General features: G+C 58.9%; 17 protein-coding genes and 1 tRNA gene. 5 read left to right on the top strand and 13 right to left on the bottom strand.

Features of this window, described 5'->3' with window-relative positions; all coding sequences use genetic code 11:
• The first annotated feature begins 13 nt into the window (after positions 1 to 13).
• The 3 genes from ABIZ35_RS15235 (at position 14) to ABIZ35_RS15225 (ending at position 3,787) form a co-directional block, all read left to right on the top strand.
• Positions 14 to 100 (top strand) — tRNA-Leu (locus ABIZ35_RS15235).
• A 44-nt stretch (positions 101 to 144) separates the two neighbouring features.
• Positions 145 to 840, top strand: a complete 696-nt coding sequence (gene rpiA, locus ABIZ35_RS15230; protein ID WP_348220776.1) for a ribose-5-phosphate isomerase RpiA — start codon at positions 145 to 147, stop codon at positions 838 to 840.
• A gap of 118 nt (positions 841 to 958) precedes the next feature.
• Positions 959 to 3,787, top strand: coding sequence for a glycoside hydrolase family 2 TIM barrel-domain containing protein (locus ABIZ35_RS15225; RefSeq protein WP_348220775.1), 2,829 nt, complete (start codon positions 959 to 961; stop codon positions 3,785 to 3,787).
• A 97-nt stretch (positions 3,788 to 3,884) separates the two neighbouring features.
• On the opposite strand, the gene ABIZ35_RS15220 is transcribed toward ABIZ35_RS15225, so the two are convergent.
• From ABIZ35_RS15220 to ABIZ35_RS15195, 6 genes are all read right to left on the bottom strand, one after another.
• Complete coding sequence (locus tag ABIZ35_RS15220; protein ID WP_348220774.1) at positions 3,885 to 4,085, bottom strand: hypothetical protein; 201 nt, start codon at positions 4,083 to 4,085, stop codon at positions 3,885 to 3,887.
• A 207-nt stretch (positions 4,086 to 4,292) separates the two neighbouring features.
• Positions 4,293 to 5,180: a DUF1559 domain-containing protein gene (locus ABIZ35_RS15215; RefSeq protein ID WP_348220773.1), complete on the bottom strand. Its 888-nt coding sequence runs from the start codon at positions 5,178 to 5,180 to the stop codon at positions 4,293 to 4,295.
• Between the two features lie 136 nt (positions 5,181 to 5,316).
• A complete protein-coding gene (locus tag ABIZ35_RS15210) occupies positions 5,317 to 6,510 on the bottom strand; it encodes a GntR family transcriptional regulator (protein WP_348220772.1) in 1,194 nt (397 codons plus the stop codon).
• 190 nt (positions 6,511 to 6,700) lie between these two features.
• Positions 6,701 to 7,483 carry an SDR family NAD(P)-dependent oxidoreductase gene (locus ABIZ35_RS15205; RefSeq protein WP_348220771.1) on the bottom strand — a complete coding sequence of 261 codons (783 nt, stop codon included), beginning with the start codon at positions 7,481 to 7,483 and terminating at the stop codon, positions 6,701 to 6,703.
• A gap of 86 nt (positions 7,484 to 7,569) precedes the next feature.
• Positions 7,570 to 8,184, bottom strand: a complete 615-nt coding sequence (locus ABIZ35_RS15200; protein ID WP_348220770.1) for a DUF1003 domain-containing protein — start codon at positions 8,182 to 8,184, stop codon at positions 7,570 to 7,572.
• Positions 8,185 to 8,236: 52 nt separating this feature from the next.
• Positions 8,237 to 9,805 (bottom strand): glycoside hydrolase family 28 protein, encoded by a 1,569-nt coding sequence (locus tag ABIZ35_RS15195; protein WP_348220769.1) that lies wholly within the window; start codon positions 9,803 to 9,805, stop codon positions 8,237 to 8,239.
• A gap of 168 nt (positions 9,806 to 9,973) precedes the next feature.
• Between ABIZ35_RS15195 and ABIZ35_RS15190 the strand changes: the two genes are divergently transcribed.
• The gene (locus ABIZ35_RS15190) at positions 9,974 to 10,996 is read left to right on the top strand and encodes an adenosine deaminase (protein WP_348220768.1); all 1,023 of its coding nucleotides are present in this window, start codon (positions 9,974 to 9,976) and stop codon (positions 10,994 to 10,996) included.
• Here the strand turns inward: ABIZ35_RS15190 and ABIZ35_RS15185 are convergent.
• Positions 10,993 to 12,759: an endo-1,4-beta-xylanase gene (locus tag ABIZ35_RS15185; RefSeq protein ID WP_348220767.1), complete on the bottom strand. Its 1,767-nt coding sequence runs from the start codon at positions 12,757 to 12,759 to the stop codon at positions 10,993 to 10,995. The two genes, ABIZ35_RS15190 and ABIZ35_RS15185, sit on opposite strands and share 4 nt — an antisense overlap.
• 158 nt (positions 12,760 to 12,917) lie before the next feature.
• Here ABIZ35_RS15185 and ABIZ35_RS15180 point away from each other — a divergent pair, with 158 nt between their 5' ends.
• On the top strand, positions 12,918 to 13,352 hold the full coding sequence (locus tag ABIZ35_RS15180; RefSeq protein ID WP_348220766.1) for a hypothetical protein: 435 nt from the start codon (positions 12,918 to 12,920) through the stop codon (positions 13,350 to 13,352).
• Positions 13,353 to 13,375: 23 nt separating this feature from the next.
• Here ABIZ35_RS15180 and ABIZ35_RS15175 read toward each other — a convergent pair whose 3' ends face one another.
• From ABIZ35_RS15175 to ABIZ35_RS15150, 6 genes are all read right to left on the bottom strand, one after another.
• The gene (locus ABIZ35_RS15175; protein WP_348220765.1) at positions 13,376 to 14,017 is read right to left on the bottom strand and encodes a DUF721 domain-containing protein; all 642 of its coding nucleotides are present in this window, start codon (positions 14,015 to 14,017) and stop codon (positions 13,376 to 13,378) included.
• A 10-nt stretch (positions 14,018 to 14,027) separates the two neighbouring features.
• Positions 14,028 to 14,435: an SMI1/KNR4 family protein gene (locus ABIZ35_RS15170; protein ID WP_348220764.1), complete on the bottom strand. Its 408-nt coding sequence runs from the start codon at positions 14,433 to 14,435 to the stop codon at positions 14,028 to 14,030.
• Positions 14,436 to 14,520: 85 nt separating this feature from the next.
• On the bottom strand, positions 14,521 to 15,654 hold the full coding sequence (recF, locus tag ABIZ35_RS15165) for a DNA replication/repair protein RecF (protein WP_348220763.1): 1,134 nt from the start codon (positions 15,652 to 15,654) through the stop codon (positions 14,521 to 14,523).
• Positions 15,655 to 16,055: 401 nt separating this feature from the next.
• A complete protein-coding gene (gene dnaA / locus ABIZ35_RS15160; protein WP_348220762.1) occupies positions 16,056 to 17,669 on the bottom strand; it encodes a chromosomal replication initiator protein DnaA in 1,614 nt (537 codons plus the stop codon).
• Positions 17,670 to 17,893: 224 nt separating this feature from the next.
• Complete coding sequence (gene tpx, locus ABIZ35_RS15155; protein ID WP_348220761.1) at positions 17,894 to 18,436, bottom strand: thiol peroxidase; 543 nt, start codon at positions 18,434 to 18,436, stop codon at positions 17,894 to 17,896.
• Between the two features lie 68 nt (positions 18,437 to 18,504).
• A complete protein-coding gene (locus ABIZ35_RS15150) occupies positions 18,505 to 19,839 on the bottom strand; it encodes a hypothetical protein (protein ID WP_348220760.1) in 1,335 nt (444 codons plus the stop codon).
• Positions 19,840 to 19,877 lie beyond the last annotated feature (38 nt).

The following is a 19,877-nucleotide window of genomic DNA, read 5'->3' as shown; positions in this document are numbered from 1 at the left end:
TAATGTTCGACCTGCCGAGGTGGCGAAATTGGTAGACGCGCACGTTTGAGGGGCGTGTGGATTAACCTCCATACGGGTTCAAGTCCCGTCCTCGGCACCAAACTCCCTTTCCCAACAAATTCCTAACCTAAAAAGAGAACCGCTGTGAATCCGAAGAAGGCTGCAGCCGAGCGCGCTGTCGAGTACATCCAGGATGGAATGATCGTGGGTCTTGGCACCGGAAGCACCGCCGCTTTCGCGATCTCCGCTCTGCACGCACGTATTCTCAGCGAAGGTCTCGACGTCACATGTATCCCCACGTCCCGCGCCACCGCCGAAAGCGCCCGCGCCGTCGGTATCCCCCTCTCTGACTGGGACACCGTCCGCAAGTTGGACCTCACCATTGACGGCGCAGATGAAGTGGATCCCGCCTTCCGCCTGATCAAAGGCGGTGGCGGCGCGCTGCTGCGCGAAAAGATCGTTGCATCGGCCACCGAACACCAAATCATCGTCGTCGACGATCACAAGCTCAAAGCCGCCCTCGGCGCCTTCCCGCTTCCCGTCGCCGTCGTCCCCTTCGGATGGCAGGCAACCCGCGACCGTCTCGAATACCTGCTCTCCGCCCCCGTCACGCCCCGCAAAACGCCCAAAGGCGATATCTTCATCAGCGACGACTCGCTCTACATCCTGGACATCCACTTCGGCGGCCCGCTGCCCGATCCCGACGCCCTCACCGCCCGCATCAAAACCATCACCGGCGTCATCGAAACCGGCCTCTTCGTCGGCCTCTGCCACCGCGTCATCGTCGGCCATCTCGACGGGACGACCAGCGAAGCGGCGCTCGGCTACACCACTCTCTAATTTCTCCGGTACAGTAAATCAGGGATTGACCTAGCGCCGACCATGTGTTAAAATGTTTCAACCTCTCCAGTGAAACGTTTCGATTTATTGAGGCAAACCCATCGTTCAGGATCAATTCATGAAATTTTCTGTCCTTTCCATTGCGCTGCTGCTGTCCGCCGGAACGGCGCTCGCGGACACCGGCCGTGTCCGATCCTTCGATGACCATTGGCGCTTCCAGCGGGGCGATGTGCGCGGCGCGGAAAGCCCTGGCTTCAATGACGCTTCCTGGCGTACGGTGGCTCTGCCGCACGACTGGAGCATCGAAGACCTGCCGCACTCTGCTCAGAACGAGCCGGCGATATCCGTCACGAAGGGAACTTGGCGGTATTCGAAGGGCGATGATGCTTCCTGGAAGAATGCGAATTTTGACGATGGCGGCTGGACGTCGCTGCAACTGCCGGCGCTAAATATGACCGAGCAGAATACGTTCGGCTGGTTCCGGCGGACAGTTGATGTCCCGGCGGCGCAGCAAGGCAAGGATTTTCTGCTAACCCTGGGGCAGATCGACGATTCCGACGAGACGTTCTTCAACGGCGTGAAGATCGGCGGCACGGGACCGATTGCTGGAGTTGCGGGACAGGTGGAAGGCAACTATCAAACGTCGCGGATCTACAAAGTTCCGGCGTCTCTGGTCAAGGACAAAAATATCCTCGCCGTGCGCGTTTTTAATGGCATAAACAGCGGCGGAATCTACAACACATTCGACGGCCCGCCGCCCAGCGGGCCATGGGATTATACGCAAAGCGCTGGAGAAGCATCCACCGGTTACGCGGTCGGGGGGACCGGCTGGTACCGCAAGCACTTTACCGTCGGCAAAGCCGACGCCGGGAAACAGATCTCCGTCCAATTCGACGGCGTCTATATGAACGCCGATGTCTCGATCAACGGCAAGCTGCTGGGAACGCATCCCTATGGCTACACGAGCTTTTCTTATGATCTGACGCCGTATCTTAATCCGAACGGGGCTGAGAACGTGCTCGCCGTGCGCGTGCGCAACACGGGCGCGAACAGCCGGTGGTACAGCGGTTCGGGCATCTATCGGCATGTCTGGCTGAATGTCGTCAATTCGCTGCATGTCGCGCAATGGGGCGTCAGCGTCACCACACCGACTATTACCAAAACCTCAGCTCAAGTCCAAGTGGTAACGGACGTACAAAATGACGGGCCGACCGATCAGCATCCCCTGATCGTCACACGATTGGTGAACGCCGCCGGCAAAGTCGTGGGGACGGCAAAAAAAGTCGTGGTTCTAGACGCCGGCAAGCATGCCATGGTGACGCAAACAATCACGCTTCCGACGCCGAAGCTCTGGACGCTGGACAAGCCGAACCTCTACCACGCCGAAGTCGCTGTGGTGGTCGGCTCCAAGGCGATCGATCAGACGAGCGTCCCTTTCGGCGTCCGCACGATCCACTTCGATTCCAAGACCGGGTTTACGCTCAACGGCGTCTCGATCAAGCTGCGCGGCGGCTGCGTACACCACGACAACGGCCCGCTCGGCGCGGCGACGATCGACCGCGCCGAGGAGCGCCGCATCGAGCTGCTCAAGGCGAACGGATACAACGCTGTCCGCACAAGCCACAACCCGCCGTCGCCCGCCTTCCTGGACGCCTGTGACCGCTTGGGCGTCTTGGTGATGGACGAAGCATTCGACTGCTGGGCGATAGGCAAGAACGCCGACGACTACCATCTGTACTTCAACGATTGGTGGAAACGCGATCTCGACAGTATGGTCCTGCGCGACCGCAATCACCCGAGCATCATTCTGTGGAGCGTTGGTAATGAAATTCCCGGCAAGGACGTTTCTGTGGCGAAATTTCTCGCCGAGGAAGTGCGCTCCCTCGATCCGACGCGCCCCGTGACCTCCGCCTACGACGGCGTGAACGACAGCGCCGACGACTATTTTGCCGCCCTGGATGTTGCCGGATACAACTATGGGCCGCAGCGATACGCCGTGGATCACCAGCGCCATCCCGACCGGGTGATTGTCGCCACTGAATCGTATCCCAAAGACGCCGCGCTGTATTGGAAGGGCGTGACGGATAACTCCTGGGTGATCGGTGATTTTGTCTGGACCGCCTTCGATTACTACGGCGAATCTGGCATCGGCCATACTTCGCTCAGCGGCGAAAGCAACGCCTTCAACAAACCCTGGCCATGGCATAACGCCTGGTGCGGCGATCTGGACATTTGCGGATTCAAAAAGCCGCAATCGTACTTCCGTGACGTGTTATGGGGACGCAGTAAGCTGGAGATGGCTGTACATCGGCCTTTGCCCGCAGGCAAGACAGAAAACATCAGCGGCTGGGGCTGGACCGATGAAGCCCGCAGCTGGACCTGGCCCGGCCAGGAAGGGAAGACGATGCGCGTGGCCGTCTACACCACCTGCCCGCAAGTTCGTCTGATGTTAAACGGCAAGGCAATAAACGCACAGCCGGAAAAGGGTTCTGACGGCCTGACGCTGACTTATGATGTCCCCTACGCCGCCGGTGAACTGCGCGCCGTTGGCCTGCAAAACGGCAAGGAAATCGCGAACGTCATTCTGCGCTCCGCAGGCGCGCCCAAGCGGCTGCGCCTGACGGCGGACAGAAGCCGAATTCGCGCGGATCGAAACGATCTTTCTTACGTCACCGTCGAAGTCCTGGACGCCAATGGCGTCCTCGTTCCCAACTCCGCGCCGACGATCCATTTCAAGGCAACGGGACAGGGCGAGTTTGCAGCGGCGGCAAACGCCGATCCCACCGACCTCTCCAGTCTTCAGATGCCCGAGCATCAGCCCTACGAGGGCCGCTGCCTCGCCATTCTGCGGCCGCGTGGCAAACCGGGAGCGATCCATCTGCGCGCGGAAATCGATGGACTGGAAGCCGCATCCGTTACTGTTCAAACCATCGGCATACGCGAATAAAACAGTTACGACGATCTCGAGATTGAAAGAGATCTTGAGATAGGGAAAAGTGAGCGTCTTCCTCGCTTTCCCCTAATTTTACTCCCAACCGAACGCGCTACCCGCCATGCCGCGTGTCGCCCTTCAGCGTCGGAAGCTTGGGGAGCGGCTGCTTGCCCTGGACTGGAGCCAATGGATGCGCGTCGGCGCGGGGTGGGGGCGCGGCTTCGATTTGCGCCTGCTGCGAGCATCCGGCGCATGCGCCAAGCGCTCCCGCCACGGCAAGCGTAGCGAGCGTTGTGGCGCGAATAGTTCTCATGGCGAGACATTCCTTTCCCTTGATTCGCATGGAGGTGACGGACGACTGTGATCCTCCCACAGCTGGAAGCAATGGTCTAGTCAGGGGTAAGGCGGCTCAAGCCGACTCTCTGATTATGGCGATGGCCATTCCTAACTCCGCAGCCTGCTTCAGCTGGCTTACCCCTGATTAGCCCACTGCTTCCAGCTGTGGGACAAAGAGTCAGTCCTAAAGATCGCTGTCGCCGCTCTTATGCAGCGACCAGAGATACTGGCTCAGGTCCATGATCTGCACCGACGCTTCGTTGATCTTTGCATTCCAGTTCGTTCCGGCGGCCAGCGCTCCTGGCATCAGACGTTTGACATGCCCGTCGCAAAAGACGATGTTGCCGCCGCCGGCATGCCGCGGAGCGAAGGTATTCGTTCCCGTATTGGGCACGCCGGTGTTGGGCAGCTCAAACCCATCGTCCTGCCCCCAGCCGTCCAGGCCGCAGGCCTTCGCGGTGGAGCCGGCCGAGGCCGGAGCATCGACCTGATCGGATGGGTAGAAAGCGCCGCTGGAGAGGATTACTTCCGGTTTGGTTTCCGCCAGCAGCACCGTCTGCGCCGGCGCGTCGATCTGCGCCAGACCTACAGGACGGCCAAATGGCACGCCGACGTCCGGAAGCGCCTGGTTGGGGTCACAGCCGGGATCGGGCTGCAAGTAATCCAGGTTCATGCCGTAATTGAGGAATTTGGTGGCCCAGTCGGGGCCGGAATTGACCGGGTTGCCCGTGAACTGATGATAATAGTCAGCTTCCAGATCAGGGCAGTGGAAGACGGAGCCGCCGCCAACCATCGCCACCTTCAAATATGGCTGAATGGAAAGTCCCCAGCTCAGTCGCGGCGCACCGAACCAGCCGCTGCCGATGAGCACCGGGACCATCGTTTCATCGTAGTCTTGGTTGTACTGGAGAATGCTAAGTCCCAGCTGCTTGGAGTTGCTCATACACATGGTCTGGCGAGCCTTCTCGCGAGCCTGGGCAAAGACGGGGAAGAGAATAGCGGCAAGAATCGCGATAATCGCGATGACAACGAGTAGTTCAATCAGAGTGAACCCATTTCGGCGAGCTTTCATGACAATACCTTTCTTCGGATATGACGTCGACTGGACAGAAACCAAAAGACTGCTTTACCAAAGGCCAAGGACCGGCTAAGATTCGCGTCATCGCAAAATATGGCGTGGAAACCCGGGTGGCGGGCTTCCGATGATTTCAGTGCATCTCCTTTCTTGATGATTTTCGCGATATTGCGGCGGTATCGAAGCCGCGCGTGGAGCGCCCGACGGAGAGCGCCGGCTCCAGAATGACATGCTTAAACGGGGCCGAAGGACCAGCCGCAATCCGCTCCAGCAGCAGCTCCATCGCCTGCGCGCCGATACGCTCGAACGGCTGCAGCATTGTGGTGAGGAACGGAGATCCTTCCGTCGTTCGCTCATTCCCGTCAAAGCCTGCCACGGCGGCGTCCCCGGGGACGTCTAGCCCACGAGCGCGCAGGGACTTGATGAGCCGCTCCGCCACGACATCGTTGACCGCAAAAAAAGCGGTGGGCGGATCGGGAAGCGCAAGCAGGGCATCGACAAAATCATCGCGCAGATCAGAAGGGTCCTCCTCGGAGGAGCCGGGGTCGCGCACGATCAGTTCCTCCGAGAACGGCATGCGCGCCTTCGCCAGAGCGCGCCGATACCCCTCGCCGCGCTCGGTGACGGTTGAAGCCCGGGTGTCGTAATTTGTCACATGGGCGATGCGTCGGTGTCCTAGTGAAATCAGATGCCGGGTGAGCGCCTCCGCAGCCCGTACATTGTCCACACCGACAAAATCCGCGTCCAGACCATCCGGCGGCCGCCGATCCAAAAATACCATTGGAATGCCGGCCTCGCGTAGTCCTTCCAGGGCGGGCAGGTTGATCGGCCCTCCCAAATACCATAGGAGGACGCCTTCGACGTCCCGCTCATACGCTAATCGGCGCAGAAAACGATCTTCCGAGCGAAGAATCTCTTCCCAAATGTCTCCATGGGCGCTCTCCAAAAACAGGCGGAAGTCGTCTTCATGGAGCGTCTGACGGACACCACGGATAATCATCGCCGCTGCCAAGTCCGAGGGATGCGGCCAAATCCACAGAGCCAGATTCCGCCGAACACTTGGTTTCTCCAGAGTTGCGGCCGGCGCCTCTGGAGCCAAAACTAAGGGGCGACAGTTCGCCGAGCGCGTGATTAACCCACGATCGGCGATTTCATCGACGGCGGCGCGAACGATCACGCGGCTGACGCCAAACTCATCGGCGAGCGATCGTTCGCTGGGGAGACGACGGGCGCTCGGATAGAGACCGGTGCGGATGCGCTCCTCGATCTGCTGCGCGACATGACGGACGGTAGGAGACGTCTGTGGTTTTGGTTGTGGCGCGTTCATCCTGCTCCAGTTTCTCCTTAACCAGCCGTGTGAATAGACCAGTTATACCAAATACACCAAAAAACTAAACTCTTTTTTATTGGAATCAAAATCACAAATATTCAATGGTTATTATTATGAATAAGAAGAAGTAGACAGACATAAAAAAGCCCATACTCTCAAATCGAGTATGGGCCGAATTGATAAAATGTCAGCGAAGCAGAGAGGCGGCGCCGTCGACATAAATGTCCACACCCGATACGTGCCGCGACAAATCTGAAGCTAAGAATAAACAGGTGTCCGCGACGTCGATCGGCTCGCCTTGGCCTTCATGCAGGGCGGGACTGCCTTCGGGCATCTCGACTTTAATGCCGATTTCTTTGGTGTGTCTTTGTTCGGTGCGGTCGTCGATGTTCGTATGGATCGCGCCGGGGCAGACGGCGTTGGCTCGAATATTATGACGACCCAGCTCCAGGGCGATCATCTTCATAAACGCGACCTGCCCCGCCTTGCTGGAGCTGTACGCCGAGGCGCCCGGGTTGGAGAACGTGCGGTTGCCGTTGACGCTGCTGGTGATGATGATCGAGCCGCCTCCGTTCTTTTTGAGATACGGCACGGCGTAATGCACCGTGAGATATGTCCCTTTGAGATTGATCCCCAGCGTCTTGTCCCATTCTTCCGGCTCAAGCTCCTCGACTGGAGCCCAGACGCCGTTAATGCCGGCGTTGGCGAATACGATGTCCAGCTTTCCAAAGGTCTTTATCGTTTGATCGATCGCATTTTTGACCGAAACTGCGTCGGACACATCGATCTCGATAAAGAGCGCCTTCGCTCCTAGCTTTTCAAGCTCCGCGCGGACTGCTTCGCCTTCATCGACCTGCATATCGGCGATGGCGATGCTCGCGCCTTCGCGCGCAAAGCGCAGCGCCGTCCCTTTGCCGATCCCGCTCGCGCCGCCCGTGATAAAAGCGACTTTTCCATCCAGCATTCCCATAGAATACAAGCCCCCAGACGCCGCACTGATTGCGGCAGGATTATCGCTGGTTTCTACCCAGAATCCCAGGGCGCTTATTCACCACATCAATGAGACTTTTTCATGCCCGGATGCGAAGCCAGCCACTCTTTCCATGTCGTATGGCGCTGGACGCTTTTGTGGACGCTGTCGATCTCGGCGAGAACGTCTTCCGGCTTCGTCGCCAGCTCCAATTGGGCAAGCTCGATATCTTCGTCATTCTCGATGCCCAATTTGTCCTGAACGGCGTCCAGCATTCGCAAAATGCGTGTGACTTCGTGTTCGGTCAGCAGACCGATCTGCAGACTGAGCTCCGCGCGCCGGTCCGCTTCCTCGCTAAGGCGGTTCTGGCTGATGAGCACAAATGTGGAGAGGAAGATCGCCTCCAATGACACGACCATTGTGAGCAGACCATAGGGGTATGGATCAAACGGACGGACTCCGAGCTTGCCCGTGTTGAGCGCGATCCAGGCGCCGAACCACACGATGTGAACGTACACGAATAAGAGGCGTCCCGAGAAATCTGTAATGGCGTCCGAAACTCGATCCGGCGTCTTCCGCGCCTGCGCCGCTTCGATTCGAAGGCGGTCGATCGTGTGGATATTGCGCTCGATCACTTCGCAGAGAATGGGATTGTCGGTGTGGCGTTCACCCGGCGGATCTTGATCTTCGATCTTGGACATCTCAGAACTCTCCTTGAATCGCGTTCGCTTGAGAATCGGCAGGTGAATTCGCCTACAGACGCCCTTCCTTCACATTGATACTTGCCGCATCCTTCGCCCCGTCAGTCATACGCGTCCGCATATGGGTGACGCCGTGCAGGACAAAAAGAGGGACGCCTGCGGCGTGCTGGGCTTTGACGCGTTCGAAGTCAATGTCGTCGGCGTCTTCCAAGACGAATGGGGGGCGCTGATCGTCGGCGAGTGTATGCGTTTGAATGCGGTCGAGGTCGAGGCTTTTGACGTGCCGCAGGAAGAATCCATAGGCGGGCGTCATGCCGAAATTCCGTGGATCTGGATAGTCGGTCTCCTTTTCGGGAGGCGTGACAGCCGCATTCTCCTTTGTTCCTCCGCCTTTGTACCAGATCCGAATGTTGCTCAGGGTCAGATCTTCGACCGGATGTCCTGGAATGCCGGTAACGATCGCACAAGAATCGGGATCGGCGTTATATATGGTGACATCGCTGATGCTGACGCGCCGGATTGCGCCGACCGGTACGCCGCTTGGACCACGCATCCGCCGGCCAAGACGGATGTAGATCGGGGCGCTGACCACATCACGCATGGTGATGTTGCTAATGGAGACGTCTTCCAGCAGAGCTCCGTCCACCGATTCCAGCGCGAGGCCAAGGCAGTGGTCGAAAACGCAGTTGGAGATCGTGATATTTTTGAAGCCCCCGTTTGACTCCGTCCCGAACTTGATGCGTCCATTGCGGCTTCCACTTGAAAGCGGTTGATTCGTCCCGTCCAGATAAGAGCCTTCCTTGAAGGCGCTGACCTGGCAGTTGGTAATGGTGACGTCTTCGCAGGAGCGAGCGAAACCAAGGCCATAGGTGCTTTTGAGGCAGATGCCGTCGTCCTCTGGGGAGTTGACGCCGCAATTGGAGACACGCACATTGCGGCAGCAGTCAATGTCCATGCCGTCACGATTGGTGTCGATGCGCAGGTTATCGATGGTCAAGTTATCGACGCCGGTCGCCAGAATCCCGAACCAGCCGCCATGCCGGATCGTGAAATCGCGCAGTGTAACGTTGCGGCAGAGTTTGAGGCTGATCGCCTTGTTGCCGGACCCAGCGACATCCTCGTCGCCGCGCACCAGTCCTTTGCCCCAGATCTGTCCAGATCCTATGATCGAGACATTGTCCAAATTTTCGCCGTAAATCAGGCTGTTTCGCCAGTGACAGTGACCGAAGTCCTGATACTTGTTTCCCGCGCCCGGCTCCGGATCATCGTACTTCGCCTTTTTGGGATCGGCGGCAAGCAGAGTTGCCCCAGAACCCAGATCGAGCGTGATATTGCTCTTCAAATGAAGCGTGCCGGAGAGATATGTCCCGGCGGGAAAACGCACCGTCCCGCCGCCGGCGCTCGCCGCCGCATCAATGGCGCGCTCGATCGCCGCAGTGTCTTCCGCAACCCCATCGCCGGCGGCGCCGAAGGCGCGGACATCGTAAGCGCCCCCCAAGGGACTGGCGGGAGCCGCCTGTGCAAAGCCTCCCATTGGAGTCAAAGCGGCGGCTAAGACACAAGCTGTCTGGAGAAAGATCTTGCAGGTGAAGCGTCGGGGCTGAACGTGTTTGGGTAACATTTGATCCTCTGGGAATGGGTTCTGTAGACATGTCCGAATGCGATGAGCGAAATCTAGCTGCGTTGAGTATACAAATTGCTCTAATTTCTTGTCAAGTCATTTGCCAAGCGGGAGCCTCGCTGCGAGGAATTGGTAACGAATCGCCTCTCGGTGCGGGTATGATAAATTATGTCGCTTCATGCTGAACTCCACCGTCATCTCGGCGGCGCGGTAGTCCCGCGCGTCTTTTGGCGATATCTGATGCGCGCCGGTCACCCGCTCGCGACCGAATTCCCCACCTACGAAAGTTTTGAGGAGTACGTCACCAAACCTCGCGCCTCCTTGGCCGAGTACTTGGAGCTGCACGCCCTCGTCGAGCCCTTCCAATCCCTGGAAACGCTTCCCTATTTCGTCTCGAAACTTGTCCGCGGCGCCTATGTGTTCGAAGGTATCTGTTATCTGGAGCTGCGCCACTCGCCATTCTATCGCACCGATCGCTCACTCACTCAAGAGGACCGGATTCGACAGATGCGGGAAGTGGTGGAGGTCGTTGGGCAGGCGGGTCGCAGCCGCGAGTATCCGCTCATTATGTCGCAGATCCTCTGCATGCACTCGCGTCTGCCTTATGAAGTCAACAACGCCCTGATCGATCTGGCGGCGGCGCTGCCGGAATATGTCTGCGGGATTGACCTCGCCGGGCCAGACATCTATTACGGCGAACGCATGGACGAATGGGTGAAGCTTTTCAAACGGGCGAACGAGATGGGCATCAAAACGACAGGGCACGTCTTTGAGACCCCCGACGGCTGTTACCCAGAGATGCTGCCCTATCTGTCACGGATCGGCCACGGCATCCAGATCGCCCTGCGCTTCCCCGAAATGCTGCCCGAACTCGCGGAACGCGGCCAGTGTCTGGAAGTCTGCCCGACGACCTATCTCAAAACGGGAACGCTGACGGATCTCACATCCCTGCGCACGGTCTTCGAGCGCTGCGAGGCGGCCGGCGTGGACATCACCATCTGCACCGACAACGCCGGCCTGCACAACGTGCGGCTGCCCTGGGAGTATGAGAACTTGCTGACCCAGGACGTGATCGATTTCGACCAGCTCACGAAGTGCCAGGACGCCGCCTTTCGCCATGCCTTCGCCTGGCCGCACGCGGACCCGCCGCGAGTGATGCTGGACTCCTGGATTCAAGGCCGAGAAGGTTAACGAAGGGTAAGTGTGACGGTCTTTCGCCCCGCTCCCTCCGGGAACCAGACCTTGCTCGTCACCGACCGGCCGCCCACAGTGGCGGTCACTGTATAATCTCCGTAAAACGCCTGCGCCGAATACTGGCCGCCCTTGTCCGAAGCCCCCGAAGCATCCGTCCACCAATCGTGCTTGATCAGTTTGAGCAGACGGTCGTAGGCGGGCTTAGGCGTCATGTCCTTGCGGATCAAACCCGCCGGCGCGTTTTGCCACGCGCCGACATCGCTGAAATCCCACCAGGTGATGGCGCGCAGCGAGGGGTGGCTGAACAGCAGGGAGTAGAACTTCTCCACGTAGTCCGCCTGCGCCTTTTCTGTTTCCACCGTTGCCGGCGCCCAGCCGCCGTTCGTCTTGGCGGCGCTCAGCACGGTCGTTTCCGTGAAGTGGAGGGGACGGCCAAACTGCGCGAATGTGTCACACACATTCCAGACTTTAGCCATCGGCCAGACGCCCTCGTGCATATGCGACTGGACGCCGATCGCGTCCGGGAGCGCTTTGTCTTTTTGCATTTGGCTTAACAAAGCGACATTGGCCGGCCCGGTGTTGTAATCGTTGTAAAGAAACGTCTCCGGTACGCCCGCGCCGGCCTTGCGCGCCCAGCCGAGCGCGGTCTCGACGACGCTGGGAGCGCCGTCCCGCACGATCCATCGGCTCTCCCCATTCGCCGGCGAGTAATACTGCGCGGCCGTGGCTTCGTTGATCACGTCCCAGTAGTGGATCCGGCTCTGGTAGTGGGAGACGATGTCCGTCGCGCGCGCATGGAGCAGCGGGACCGTGGCGTCCGGCTCCGCAGGCGCCCAGCTGGGATAGACTTCATGCCAGACTAAGGGATGCCCCTTCGGCGTGATCCGATGCGCGAGGCACCAGTCCGCCATGGCGTCCAGTCGTTCATAGGTCGGCTGTCCCTTTGAGGATTCAAAAGAGCCCCAATAGAACGGCAGGGTCGCGTAGTTGAAGAGATTAGCGAACTGCGTACGGTAACGAATCTGGTCCGGCGAGTTGTCCTCTGGCCTGAGTTCAAAGATATTACTGCCGAATAAAAACGCATGCCGCTTCATGTGCATCTTAACACGAGCGTTTTTGACAGCCTTGCCCTTCGCATCCTTCACCTGAACTGTCAGGGTTCCCATGCGGTAACGCCGAATCCGCGCCGCGACCGCCTGCGGCGCAGCCGCGCGCTCGGCGGCGGCCATCGCAGGATCTGGCCCCAGATCCTCCACACGCACGCCCGCAAACTCCAGCGTTCCCGCCTGTTCCCCCACCTGAAAACGCGCCGCCAGAGGCGAATTCAGTTCGGAGCCCACCTCTCCCGACATCACAAATTCTTTCCACTGCGGCGTCAGCACAACTCGTTCGCCCACAAGTGAGGTCCAGGGATCGCTCTGCATCTCCACGACGGCGCGGATGGGGTTGCCGCTGGCGGCGCGTCCCCAAAACCGGTAGCGAATCCGATCGCCCGCCTTGGGCGCCTGCGCCAGCGGCGCCGTGATCTGAGCGCCGTAGAACGGTTTGACCGCCGCCTTCACTACAACCTGCATCTCTTCCAACGCCCCGCCGGGAAGCCCCGCCGCCTGGACGATGCGCAACGAGACATTCTCCGGCGAGCCGATCACCGTCCAGCTTGCGTGGCTTAAAAGATCATCGGAGGCAAAAGCCGCTTGGCTCCAGAGCCCGCAAAAAAGAAACAGCAGGACAATAAGTGGGGATCGTTTCCATAGATACATTCGGACATATCTCCAGCAGGCGGGCCTCGCCTGTTTCATCAATCCAGTGCGCGGGTATAGATTATTAGGCTGTTTGTTCACAAGGCGCCACGGATGGCGAAACCTCCCGGCGATCGCCGCGAACAGGCCGTGAATTGACTGCAAAGGAAGCCTAACTCATGAACATTAAGAATTTCGGCGTCGCCGCCATCACCTGTATCGTCCTGTCTCAGAGCTTCGCCGGAGCGCAAACAAAAGACCGGGGCAAGTATCCTGAGAAGCACGACAGCAACACGCTGCACAAGCTTGGCAACGCCATCCAGTATCCGGTGCGTAAGCTTGGCGAGAACGTAAGCAAGAACGCTCAGGGCGCCGGCAAGGCCACTCAGTACTCCGCACGCAAGGCGGGCGAGCACACCGCTGTAGCCGCGCATCAGGCGACCGGCAAAGACTCCATCGATCATGACCGCAAAACCGGCATGGTGCGCAAGATCGAGCCCGACGGCGATGTGAAAGTCATCAAGCCAGCGCGCACCAAGCACTACGCGCACAAGAAGCATGTCATGAAAAAGCACCACACCAAGCATCACACGATGAAACATCACAAAATGTAATCGTGTTTTTGTCAGCGCAAGATTCAGGGCTGGCCAGTTGGCCGGCCCTGAATTGTTTGTACGTCCCGGTTGCGGCGGCTCAGCTCGCAGGCGGGGCACAGAACGATTTCCTGGCCGTGAAACTCCGTCAGCGCATCACATACGGCGCAGGGAAGCCATCCCTGATCCTTCTTCCACTCGTTCGCCTGCGCAAATTTCAGCAGCGTCCGCTCCACCTGCGCCCGCAGCGCGTCGTTCTCAATCTTCTGCACCGCCGCCGCGATCTTCGCCCGGGTCGCCACCGACACATCCAGACGGTCGATCTCCCCCGGCGACGGCGTCTTCCCCAACACCGGCTCCAATTTCGTCTTCGTCCTTGCTAATCCACTCGCCTTGAAATGCAGGTCCGTAATCACCTTGCCGCCCAGCTTCTGATTCAGGCGTTTGATAATATCGTCCTTGAGCAGCGTCAATTCATTCGCCCAGACGCTATTCTTGACTCGCACCACCAGCACCGACCCGCCGCGCACGGACTCAACCTGCGTCACCGACGCCACCTGCGGCCCGACGATCTTCGCCCAGTGCACCTTCGCCATATGCGGCCGCAGCGCCTGCATCAGCTCCGCCGACAGCAGCGTCGCCTCAATCGCCCCGCGCGCCGGCGCCAAGCCTTTTTGGTTTCTCATCCCAGATTTCCTAGAATTTCTCAAGCAAGCCGACGACCGTATCGTCAGCACAGATCACATATTCGCGATCTAAATCGAGACTATCAAACAATATGTATTTGTACCCCTCAGAAGAGGCGGGCGTCAAATCAACGGCGATTAGGTTCCCACACCCATCGGTTCCAATAATAATCAGGCCTGGGAAAAACTCCGCCGCGCCATAACCAATGGTCGCTTCCGACACATCCTGTGCACCACGGAGATTTACGAATAAGTCAGGGCCATGACCTATCGCTCCATTGGACGTTCGTAGGAAATCCAGGTAGTCATCGGGCAATGGCTGATCGGTCAAAGTCAGGACGTATTGAGCGAGCTTCTGAATTTCCTCTTCGGTCGCTCCAGATCTCAAATCTAGCTGGCTCAAAATATTTGGCAACATCTATAACCACGCCGTCAACTTTCGACTGTCTATTATTGCTTCACTCACACTCAATGCCGATAACCGGAAAGCCAAATGAGAAAATTTATTGCAGCTCCAACTTGCCGCCACTGACAGCGTAGACTCTTGCCTGCTCCAGCACACCCTTGGAGAACGGGCGTAAATTCGTACAGCTCAAGAATGTCTGGGAGCCGGCGCGTTCGGTGAGGTCGAAGAGGTGGTGGCGGCGGACGTCGTCGAGGTCGGAAAGGACGTCATCAAGGAGGAGGATGGGGGGTTCGCCGACGAGCTCTTCGATCAATTGGCGTTCGGCCAGTTTGAGTGAGAGGGCGACGGTGCGCTGCTGGCCCTGGGATCCGTAGAGGCGGGCGTCGACGCCGTTGACGAGGAAGGTGAGGTCGTCGCGCTGCGGGCCGCGCAGGGTCGTGCCGCGCTGGATCTCGTCGTGGGCGACTGCGGCGAGGGTTTCGGCGAAGGCTTCACGCACGCCGGCTTCGTCGACGGCGCCGTCTAATGGGAACGAAGGGTTGTAAATCAATTCGAGGGAATCGCGGCCGTCGCTGAGAGTATCGTGGACCTCGGCCGCGAGCAGGCTGAGTCGCTCCAGGAAGAGTCGGCGGCGGTCGATCAAACGAGCCCCGTGATGAGCCAGCTGGGCGCTCCAACTGGGCAAGACCTCTCGCAACCCGTCCAAGCTCCCCCGCGCGTCTCTCAGGTCACGCAGGAGCCTGTTACGCTGTTCTAAGGTCTTGCGGTAAGCCCCCAATGCGTGCACATAACGCGGGGATGTCTGCGCGATCTCCAAATCCAGGAACTGGCGGCGCACGGCGGGCTCCCCGTGGACGATCTCCAGATCCCCGCTATCGAACAAAACGGCGTTGAGCTGGCCGATCACCTCGGCGAGCTTCGTGTGCCGGACTCCGTTGACTCGGGCGACTTTCTTATCGGTCTGGGAAAAGATCATCTCCAGCACGACATCGCTGTTCTTTTCGCGAGTCACACTCGCCGTGATTCTCCCGATCGGATCCTCAAAGCGAATCAGCTCCGTATCCTTGCCGGCGCGAGTCGATTTGCTTGTCGCCAAAACATAGATAGACTCTAGAAGATTGCTCTTGCCCTGAGCGTTCCGTCCCGAGAAGACATTGAGTCCGGGACCTGGCTCGATCTTCAGTCCCTCATAATTCCGAAAGCTCTCCAGCTCAAGAGTCACAATCCGCATATGTCCCGATTCCCGCTCCCTAGATTCGTCCCGCCTCAGAGTCTTATTCCCAATATATAAGAATGATTCTGGATTCGTATTAGTAATAGAATTGTGACTCGACTGTGACTCCCGAATCGCGACTCGCAGGAATCGACGGATTCACGGCGCGACTCGCCATAGCCTAGTAGCAAGACTCTGAAACGACTCGGGAATCGTTATCGAATCGACGAGTCACATGGGAGTCACAGCGAGTCACAGAGTCTCCAGATTCTTCCACCGAATCGTGACTCGACGGATCGAGATTCCTTGGAGGAGTCACAAAGGAGGGAGTCACAGGCACGGAGAGTCACAATCGAGTCACAGCGAGTCACGTTTGAATTCCTGCTGACGTTTGAGAAGAGTCTGGGCTGGCCGCGAGTCTACAGCGAATGTTCGATCTCGTTGCGAATCCCGGCGATGATCGCGAGAATCAGAGGGTCGGACTCCATGGATTTGCGCATGCGGGAGTGCGCATGCGCGATGGCGGAGTGATTCTTGCAGCCGAAAGTGACGGCCAGCGCGGACATAGGAGTCTTAGTGAGTTCGCGGCACAGGTACATGCAGATCTGACGCGCCTGCGCCACGTCCTTATCGCGGGTAGAGCCGCCAAGGATCATATCCTTTGTCACGCCCATATGCGCCGCCGCCGCGTCCAGAATGATGTCCACGGCCGCGCCAGCGCTCGTGCTGACGCTCGGGCGGCCGAATGCAACATAGTCCGTGGGGTGGGGGGCGAAGCTGGGCATGCGCTCGACAAAGTAAGAACTCAGAACGTCGCTCGCAAGCTGCTTGGTGATCGGACTCTGCGCGAGCGACGCATACGCCATCAATTTGATCAGCGCGCCTTCTAAAGCCCGGATATTGCTTTGAATAAGGCTCGCCATGAAAGCGATCACGTCGTCGGGGATGCGAAGGTTCTCTAAAATTGCCTTGCGCTGGAGGATCGCCATACGCATTTCTAATTCCGGCGGCGAGATGTCGGCGATCAGACCACATTCAAATCGGGACCGCAGGCGCTCGTCCATCAGGCGAAGCTCACGCGGCGAGCGGTCGCTGGTGATGACGATCTGCTTGTTCTGCTGGTGCAGTGTGTTGAAGGTGTGGAAGAACTCTTCCTTCGTCTGCTCCTTGGAGGCGATGGTTTGAATATCGTCGACCAGCCAGACATCGACATTGCGATAAGCTCGCCGGAACTCTTCCGTGCGCTTATCGCGCAGGGCCATCACGAAGTGGTTAGTGAATGTTTCCCCGCTGACATAGGCGACACGGGCATGGGGCAGGGTCGCCCGAACATAGTGGCCGATCGCCTGCATCAAGTGCGTCTTTCCTAAACCGGGGCTGCCGTAAAGAAAGAGGGGGTTGTAGGTGCTGGCGAGGCCCTGCGCCACGGCCATCGCGCCGGCCTGCGCCAGGCGGTTCGATTTCCCGACGACAAAGTTGTCGAATGTATACTTATCGCTGAGCGCGCTCGTGGTCAGTTCCGAGCTGTATGGGTTATTGTTCTCAATGACCCGGACGGGCTCGCGTGTAGTTTCACGGCGCGGCATGACCTCCGGGCGGATGCCGTCGCGGATGCCGCTGAAGGCCGTCCGGTCCGGAGGCGCGCCGGCGCTGGGCGAGGCGGCCTGCTGGAGCGGGATCGGCTGTTCGCCGAGCAGGGGATGGACTTCGGGGGTGGCCGTTACGAAACGAAGCTGAAGGCCCGTGGTGTCCAGGTGCTGCTCCAGATAATCGCGCAGCTCCTGCGAATATTTCTTTTCGGACCATTCCCGGGCGAACGACGAGGGCGCGCCCAGTACGATGATCGTACCGTCGAACGACAGCGGGTGCAGCGCCTCTAAGAAGTTCTTGAAAGTGGCTTTGTTGTACTTGTTCGCGAGCGTCCGCAGCGTCCGGTCCCAGGCCTTGCGCAGCGCGATGATATGATCATCTTCTCCCAGCACAAGCTGCTGGGTCTTTGCATTCGGTTCTTCGGGTTTTGGGTGGCTGCTCACAGGTAATAATGACCGCTTCTCTGTCGTCGGAAAATTGCTGGGCGGCCGCTCTGGCGGCGGCTCGATAATGGCGGAAGGCGACTGTTTTCGCAGGAAAATAGTCGCCTCAACGCCGCTCATTATACCGTAAAACGAAGGGGCCGGCAAGCGAAATTTTCGCCTGCCGGCCCTTACTGTCCAAACACGGGAACGGATCGGAGACCCCGCGAGAGTACGAGTGTCTACTATCCCACGAGCTCGCGTGCGGCCCGCAAAACTTCGTCGTAATCGGGTTCAGTCGCCACTTCCGGCACCGTCTGAATGTAGCGAATCACACCGTCTTTATCGACAAGATAGATGGCGCGGGTGAGCAGTCCCAGCTCCTTGATGTGGACGCCGTAGTCGTCGGCGAACTTGCGGTCTTTGTGATCTGAAAGCATCGTGATATTGTCGACATGCTCCTGGATCGCCCAGCGCTTTTGCGCGAACGGCGTATCGGCGCTGATTGAAACGGCGACGATCCGATCCGACGGCAGCGTCGCGATATGCCGGTTGAATTTGCTGGTTTCCAGCGAGCAGACGCTGGTGTCGATCGATGGCACCAGGATCAGCAGGACGGCCTTAGTCCCGTTCTCGCGCAGCTGATCGAGCGTGGTCGGCTGCAAATCCGTTCCCGTCAACTGGAAGTCCGGCGCTTTGTCGCCCACCTTCAGCTCCGGGCCCAGAAGCGTCATCGGGTTTCCTTTGAATGTGATGGCGCCGGAGCGCTCGCTTTGCTCGGTTGTCATGGAATTCTACTCCTTGGATTAAAAACGCCTCAAACGGCGGTCACTTCGGGGCTATGCGTCGCCTAGTTTCACAAGACGAGGTGCATCAAGAGATAGGGCTTTGGCTTGATTTCGCCGTGCAGCAATGGGAACTCAATTCCCACTGAATTGAACTGGCTGATGCGGCCCGAGAGTCCCAGTGATATTCCACGGAACGTCAGCTGCCCGTCGAGCGAATAGCGCCCCTTCTGATCGAAGTTGATCAGCTGCGTTGCGATCGCGGGGCTGAAGCCTCCCCGGCCGCCCAGCATCAGGCCAAGCTTAATTGTCGGCGCCGCAATCGTCTGCGGAGGGTTGAACGCTTTGCCGGAGTTGAAGAACCGAGCGCGCAAAAATTCCGCTCCGACTGTAGAGGCTTTCTTTTCCGCCAGCACCAGGCCGTAATGTCCGGTATTCGCCCAGACGATCGGCGCGCCGCCAATGGCGTCGGCGAGCAGCTGGGACTGTTTCGGCAAAATGAACATGTCGTAGCGGCCGTTGACCAGGAGCGCGTTTTCCGCGCCGTAACCCTTGAGCCAGTTTGTCGGCTCAATCGGAGCCAGGCCGACTTTGAGGTCTTCGTAATCGTAGCCGTGCTGGACGAGCTGTTTGTGCAGGCCCTTCATGAACGGGCTCTTCCAAAGCAGCCCCGCTGCATCCGCGCCGCCGTCGATCGACAGCAGCACCTTCGCCCGGCGGTCCACGCCGGCGGCGAGCGAGGCGATGATCGCGCCCAGGCTTATTCCGCTCATACCTATCCGGCTGGAGTCGATATCGGGCCGGGTTTCCAGCCAGTCCATGGCGCGCCGCACGTCGAGCACGTTTTGGCGAATGGCGCCGACCATCTGCGGCATGTTGCCCGACAGCAGCTCGGCATCAGGCGTATGAGGAACGGGACGGCGCTCCAGGCTGAACGGGGATTCGATCAGCAGCGCCGCCGTATTCGCCTTGGTGACGTCCTCGCAGAACTGAAACTCGTTCTTCATGTTGCGCGGCAGCCACTCAGGAAGAACGATCAGCACCGGATGCGGCCCCGCTCCCGACGGCATGAATAGGTACGCCACCACGGTGTCGTTGGTCGCGAACGGCGTCGTCACCGGGCTTTGATAGGTAATCCGGGTGACCTTGATTCCGTGCGTGTCCTGATAAGGCTTCTCGTCGACGACGACCGGCGATTTTCTGTCGTAATCGTAATAGGAAGGATCGGCGACGTAGGGGCCGGAAGGAACCGCCGGGGTTATGGTGACCACTCGCCCTGCGGCGGGAGCTTCCGGCGCGGTGGGCGTTTGCGCTCCGGCGGCGGAGCCAAAAGCGCCGCCAATCAACGCCATCAGCAGATATACGCCCGGCCGAAGAGCGCGCCGAAAAAAGCCATGTTTCGTCACTAGAATGGAGTTATCCCCGTCTGGCTTGGCCAGTTTCT

Origin of the sequence: Capsulimonas sp., from assembly GCF_039929585.1 — a bacterium.
Lineage (GTDB): Bacteria > Armatimonadota > Armatimonadia > Armatimonadales > Capsulimonadaceae > Capsulimonas.
This window is presented reverse-complemented; position numbering and strand designations above follow the sequence as displayed.